Source organism: uncultured Rothia sp., assembly GCF_937976295.1.
GTDB lineage: Bacteria > Actinomycetota > Actinomycetes > Actinomycetales > Micrococcaceae > Rothia.
On record NZ_CALJRY010000093.1, the window covers coordinates 1 to 6,806 of the forward strand.

Annotated in this window: 3 protein-coding genes; all 3 read right to left on the minus strand. The window is 56.6% G+C overall.

The features are described from left to right. Positions 1 to 83: 83 nt before the first annotated feature. The 3 genes from Q0216_RS02470 to Q0216_RS02480 all read right to left on the minus strand — a co-directional run bounded on the left by Q0216_RS02470 (position 84) and on the right by Q0216_RS02480 (position 6,432). A complete protein-coding gene (locus tag Q0216_RS02470) occupies positions 84 to 3,479 on the minus strand; it encodes a type I restriction endonuclease subunit R (protein WP_298592652.1) in 3,396 nt (1,131 codons plus the stop codon). 193 nt (positions 3,480 to 3,672) lie between these two features. Beyond that, the gene (locus Q0216_RS02475) at positions 3,673 to 4,803 is read right to left on the minus strand and encodes a restriction endonuclease subunit S (RefSeq protein ID WP_298592654.1); all 1,131 of its coding nucleotides are present in this window, start codon (positions 4,801 to 4,803) and stop codon (positions 3,673 to 3,675) included. A 3-nt stretch (positions 4,804 to 4,806) separates the two neighbouring features. Further along, positions 4,807 to 6,432, minus strand: a complete 1,626-nt coding sequence (locus tag Q0216_RS02480) for a type I restriction-modification system subunit M (protein WP_298592656.1) — start codon at positions 6,430 to 6,432, stop codon at positions 4,807 to 4,809. Between the last annotated feature and the right edge of the window lie 374 nt (positions 6,433 to 6,806).

Sequence of the window (6,806 nt, forward strand, 5' to 3'; positions counted from 1 at the left end):
CATGTGTTTCGAGAAGCCACCAAAGAAGTGGCTTTTCGAAACACATGTGGCTTCTGGGCTGGATAACCGCGGATTACCTCTGGTTAGTCTCCGCCGAGGAACGGCATGAAGCGGACGATGTGCTTCTCCAGCTTCTGCTTCACGCGCTTCGCCTTGGTTGCTGCGTCCTCGGTCTTCGCGCCGCCGAGCTTACCGCCGAAGAGCGAAATCTTGCCCTTGACCAGGCGGCTGATCTTACCGGGGATGGTGCGGCGGTTTTCCTTGAGCGCACGGTTGACGACGCGCTGGGTCTCTACGGAGTCCAGCTCTTCTTCCTTCACGATGGTGTCTTCTTCGCGGGTGCGGCGGTCGGTCACGTAGTGGTGGAAGTGTTCCTGCACGTCGTGGTCTTCGGACTCGTTCAGGTAGGTTTCGAAGTAGTCCTCGATGATATCGCCGCTTTCGCGCAAGTCGGCGTCGTTACGAATAGCGAGGCGCACGCGGTCGCGGAAGTACTCCACGCTGTCCTGGGCGGTTTCGGCGGTGTTGCTCTCCCCTGCCGCATTACCCTGGCGTGCCGCGCGGGCTGCCTTGACGAGTTCGAGGATGTAGAGCACACCGACTTCCTGCTGCCTGACCAGTTCGGTCAGGAAGCGCATTTCAGCGAACAGGTCAACTACGCTCGGCTTTTCTTCGCCTTCGCTGGTCTCGTTGTCGGCGCTTTCCTTCCCTTCTTCCTGTGCCTTGCGCAGTTCACGGGCTTCTTCGTAGATGTCGTTGTAGACACCGGTGTAGCCCTGCATTTCGTAGTCGCTGATGAGTTCGTTGCCGCCGTCGCGGATGAACTCGTCGTGCACGCGCAGTTCCTGCTGCAGTTTAAGCACCTGGTTCATGACCTCGATGTAGCGGGCCTTGTCTTCGGGGGTGTCCACGGTGATGGAGCCGCCTTCATCCATGCCGAATTCTTCACGCAGCGTGGTGACCACTTCACGGTACTCCTCGTAGGCGTCCTTGTAGGGTCGGGTGAAGGCGATGTCGAGGGCGGACTGGCCGCTGCTGTTTTCGGTGTCGCCGAAGAGGGTGAAGGCGTCCTTGGTTGCCTGTTCGAGGTCACGGAAGCACACGATGTTGCCGGAGGGCTTGAGCGAGTTGAGGATTCGGTTGGTGCGGCTGTACGCCTGCACCAGGCCGTGCATCTTCAGGTTCTTGTCTACCCAGAGGGTGTTGACGGTCTTGGAGTCGAAGCCGGTGAGGAACATGTTGACGACGATGAGCAGGTCCAGTTCGCGCATCTTCATCTTGCGGGAGACGTCCTTGTAGTAGTTGTCGAAGGAGTCGCCGTCGGTGCTGAAGTTGGTGCCGAACATGGTGTTGTAGTCTTCGAGGAAGCCGTCCATGCGGCTGCCGGTGTCTTCGGTGGCGAAGGTGAAGTTTTCTTCTTCGCCGAAGGTGTCGAAGAGCTGCCCGCCGTTGCCCTGCGAGTAGATGATGGCGACCTTGAGCTTCTGTTCGGGGCTCAGGGTGCCGTCTGCGATGCGTTCTTCTTGCAGGGTGTTGAGGGCGTCGTAGTAGGTGCAGGCGGCGTCGATGGAGGAGGTCGCCAGAATCGAGTTGAAACCGCGCACGCGTTCTACGTAGTGTTTGGTGACTCCGTTGATGGTGCGGGTCTTCTTAACGTCGTAGCTGGTGGCTGCACTCTGGTTGGTTTTGCGGTCGTAGTTGTCCAGAATGTAGGTGGCGACGGCTTCGATGCGCTGAGGGCTTTCGAGTACTTCCTTGCTCTTTGCGAACTTGGCGAGTGCCTTCGCGTCGGGGGTTTCGGCACGTTCGGCAGCGATTTCGTCTGCGTAGGAGGCTTCTTCGAGTTCGGCGAAGTCGGGGCTGGTGTTGGTGTATTCCAGGTGGAATTTCAGCACGTTCTTGTCGTTGATGGCGTCGACGACGGTGTAGGTGTGCAGGCAGTCGCCGAAGACTTCGACGGTGGTGGTGCCGGGGCCGCCTGCGGAGTTCTTGTCGAAGATGGGGGTGCCGGTGAACCCGAACATGCTGTACTTCTTGAAGCTCTTCTTGATGGCGGTGTTCATGCGGCCGAACTGGGAGCGGTGGCATTCGTCGAAGATGATGGCTACGCGCTGGCCGTAGACGGGGTGCTTGGGTTCGGCGGTGATGAGGTTGGACAGCTTGTGGATGGTGGTGACTACGATGTTGGTTCCGTGGTCGGCGAGGCGGTTGCTGAGTTCGCGGGTGCTGCCGGTGGAGCTGACGGAGTCTGCCTGGAAGTTGTTGTATTCGAGCATGGTCTGGTAGTCGAGGTCCTTGCGGTCCACGACGAAGAGTACCTTGTCGACGAGTCCGGTTTCTGCCAGGCGGCGTGCGGTTTTGAAGCTGGTGAGGGTTTTGCCGCTGCCGGTGGTGTGCCAGATGTAGCCGCCGGCTTCTTTGGTGCCGAGCAGCTTGGGGTCGTTGTTGGCGATTTCGACGCGCTTAATGATTTTCTCGGTTGCCGCGATCTGGTAGGGGCGCATGACCAACAGATCCTTGTCTACGGTAAGGATGCAGTAGCGGGTCAGGATGTTCGCCAGGGTGTGGCGGGTGAGGAAGGTGCGCGCGAAGAGAATCAGGTCGTTGATTCGGTTGTTCTGTTCGTCTGACCAGTAGCTGGTGAAGTCGAAGCTCTTGCCTGCGGAGCCGCCGTCGACTGCTTTACGGCTGGCGGTCTGCTGGTCTTCGACGTGCTTGTGGCGCACGGTGTTGGAGTAGTACTTGGTTTCGAAGCCGTTGCTGATGACGAAGATCTGGGCGTATTCGAAGAGGCGGTGCTTGTCCTGCTGGAAGCCTTCGTTCTGGTATCGCTCGATCTGGTTGAAGGCTTCGCGGATGCTTACGTTGCGCTTCTTGAGTTCGATGTGCACGAGGGGCAGGCCGTTGACGAGGATGGTCACGTCGTAGCGGTTGAGTACCTTGCCGTTGGGGGCGGGTACGCGGTACTGGTTGATGACCTGCATGCGGTTGCGTGCGGGGTAGGCGGCGTCGATGAGCATGATGTTGCGCAGGGTGCCGTCTTCGAGGCGGAAGTCGATGAAGCGTTCTTCCTGGATGAGCTTTGCCTTTTCGAGGATGCCGTCGTTGGAGCGGGCAATGTGTTCGGTGAGCAGGCGGTTGAATTCTTCGTCGGTGAAGTGGAAGCCGCTGTTGGGGCCGTAGGCGCCTTCTTCGGGGCGGGTGTTGAGGCGTTCGAGCTGTTCACGCAGGTTGCGGATGAGCGCGGCTTTGTCGGTGAGGTGCGGCAGGTAGTCGTAGCCCTGGGTTTTGAGGGTTTCGATGAGTTCGGTTTCGAGTTGCGCTTCGCTCTGGTGCTCACGCTTCTTCTGGTGCTGGGCCTTCCATTCCTTGTAATCCTTTGTTTCGGCAAGCTTGGCGATGACGGTGAAGTCGTCCGAGCTGAGAATGCTTTCGGTGCGTCCTTCGGTGGGGCGGGGGTGGTTGGGTACGGTTTCCACGGGGTGCTCCTTTGCGTAGGGGGTTGAGTGTGTGGACGGTTAGGCTCAGAGTTAGCGGCCTCGGGGTTAGTGAGCCCGGCTAGTTTAGTTTGGGTTGTTGAGTGTAGTTGAGGTCTAGCGGCCCGTGCAGGGGTGGCAGGGTGTCTCCCCTGCACGGGGTTCACGCGTGATGCGCAGTTTGATACGCAGGTGTCTACTGGTTTTCGCCCTTGCGGGGGAAAGAAAGTAGCTGGTCGCGGTAGTACTCGTACTGACTGCGACGCGCCGCGAGCTCTGCGGGTAGACCCTCGGAGAGGCTGGTGGTCAGGGCGTCGAAGCGGTCGAGAATATCGACAATGCGCTGCTGCTCTTCCAGAGAAGGAACAGGAACAAGCAATTCATCAGTATCTTTGACTGCAAGCTGAGGGAGCTTCACAGACTTTCCCCGCGCAAGTTCATGCAGATAATAAGTCTGAGTCAAAAGATAATAATAAATAAACTTCTGTTCCACGAGATCCGAGGTCAGAGAATACGACCAGAGCTCATTTTTATGAGTAAATTTACCCTCATAGTATTCAAATCCGATATGGCCCCTAGATTTCACAATAATTGCAGGGCCTTCCAAAATTCCCTTGTCAGGAATGAATGATGAATCCGTATCTACGAATGTAGCACCAGCTGCAAAGATTCTGACGTCCTTATTACCGGGTTCAAGAGTCCTCATCTTCGATGCAGTGATAGCAATTCCCTTGTTGCGGATACCAAGAGAGCCCAGGGGAACACGGGGACAGTCGAGGGCTTCGAAGAGCGAATCACGGTAGTACTCGTATTGCAGAGTACGCGCTTCCAGCTCCGCTTCCAGCTCCGCTTCCAGGTTCGTGAATTTGTCGAGAATTTCAACAATCGCTTCCTGAATCTCCAGAGGCGGAACAGGGATTAAAACCTTATTCAGCACTTTCTGCGTCAAGCTTGGAACGCCACCAGCTGTATTTAGCTTCTCAAGCTCTGCAGACCTAAGAACATAAAACAAGTACTTAGGGATTACACAAGATTCATCAATCTCTGTATAGAAAATAGTATCAACGTTCCAGAAAGGTTCCTCAAGATAAAAAAGATTACCCAAAGAACCTTTTCGCGGAATAAGGACAGTTGGCTTGTCATACGCGAACGTATCAACATACGTCATAACTCCGCCAGAGCCATAGACCGGAATATTTCCAGGCAGGAAGTCTTTATATCCCTTACCATTCTTGATTTTTGCTACTTCACCCAACGGGCGGTACTCCACCCCATCCGGGCAGAGCTCAGCCACCAGGCGGTCAATATAATTCGTCACCTCAGCCACCGACTACTCGCCGCCTTCCAGACGCGCCACAATAGCGTCAATCTCCACGCGCAACTGAGCCTGACGAGCCACAATACCCTCAATACGAGAATTCAGCTCAACAATATCCACACGCTCACGGGTGTTCTCCGGCTCAACCCAGCTCGACACCGCCAGGTTCACCTCCTGCTCCAGCAGCTTCTCCACCGGAACCAGCGCCGAGAAATGCTCACGCTCCTCACGAGCCGCCAGCACCTCAAGAATTTTCTCGCGGTGCGCCTTACCCAGAATATTCTGGTTCGTGCCCTTATCAAAGAGCTGAGAAGCATCCACGAACAGCACCGAATGATCCTTACGCCTGCCCTTCTTCAACACCAGAATGCAGGTCGCAATGCTCGTACCGTAGAACAGGTTGGCGGGCAGCTGAATCACAGCATCCACCACGTTCTGCTTCAACAGGTACTCACGAATCTTACGTTCCGCACCGCCACGGTACAGCACACCCGGGAACTCAACAATAGCCGCCGTACCCGCCTCATCCAGCGACGCCAGCATATGCATCGTAAACGCCAGGTCAGCCTTCGACTTAGGCGCCAACACCGCCGCCGGGGCGTAACGGTCATCGTGAATCAGGGTCGGGTCATCATCGCCCTTCCACTTCGTCGAATACGGAGGGTTAGACACAATCGCACCGAACGGCTCCTCAAAATCGCCGCCCGCACCGCCACGGTGCTTCGGGTCAATCAGAGTATCACCGTGCGCAATGCTGAAATCATCCACCGGCACACCGTGCAGAATCATGTTCATACGGCACAGGTTATAGGTCGTCAGGTTAATCTCCTGACCCACAAAGCGCAGGCCGTCCGAGTTCTTACCCAGCTCACGCTTAACCTTCAACAGCAGCGAACCCGAACCACACGCCGGGTCATACACGGTACGAATCTGCTCGGCATCACGGCCATCCATGGCAATCTTCGCCAGCAGCTCCGAAACCTCCTGCGGAGTGTAGTACTCGCCGCCACTCTTACCCGCATTCGCCGCGTACATGCCCATCAGGTACTCGTAGGCGTCACCGAAAGCGTCATTCTCGCTATCCTCGTAGCCCTTCTCAAGGTTCATGCCCGCCACAGCATCCATGAGCTTGAGCAGGTTCTCGTGACGAGCCGCCGGGCTCACACCCAGTTTGTTGGAGTCCAGCACAAAGTCGTCGAAGAGGCCCTTCACGTTATTCTCAGACTCGGTGCCACGCGCAGACTCCTCAAACGCCTTGAACACATTCGCCAGGGTCTCGTTCAGGTTCTGATTATAAGGGGCGTTCTTGTACACATTCGAGAACAGCTGAGAGGGCAGCAGCAGGAAGCCGCGCTCCTCCACAAGCATGTGGCGAGTATCCTCGTCAAAAGCCTCATCGGGAATCTGCTCAAACGCCTGCTCCAGACCGTACTTCTTCTCCACAAAACGCACCTGGCTCTCAGAGAGGTAACGGTAGAAGAGCATGCCCAGCACGTACTGCTTAAAGTCCCAGCCGTCCACCGAACCGCGCAGGTCATTCGCAATACGCCAAATCGTGGAGTGCAGCTGCGCACGCTCGGCGTTACGGTTACGGTGCTCGTCAGTGGTGGCGGAAGAATCCGTAGACTGCGTCGTCATAGGGGCGGTCAACCTCTCATTAGTTATCGTTTCTCGTCGAAGAAACGCCGAAAGTTCGGGACCCGTGCGGTCCCGGTCATACACATGCGCCGGTGCCGGTTTAGAAGCCCTGCTCGGTGGAAGCATTCGTAGCTTCCACAAGCCGTTTCGTACCCGGCGGCGCGAACTATTTCAGTATACGGGTTACCAAGACCTCGTACTCGCCGGTTCGTCATCGCCGAGCCACTGGTTGTTTCGATAGGTTAGTGTCTTCGCGGCGGGTTTAAGACCCACGGCGAAGGCACTAACCTATCGAAGGGTCCCCGCCCCCTCCCCTATAAACGGCGAAAAGCCACATGTGTTTCGAGAAGCCACCAAAGAAGTGGCTTTTCGAA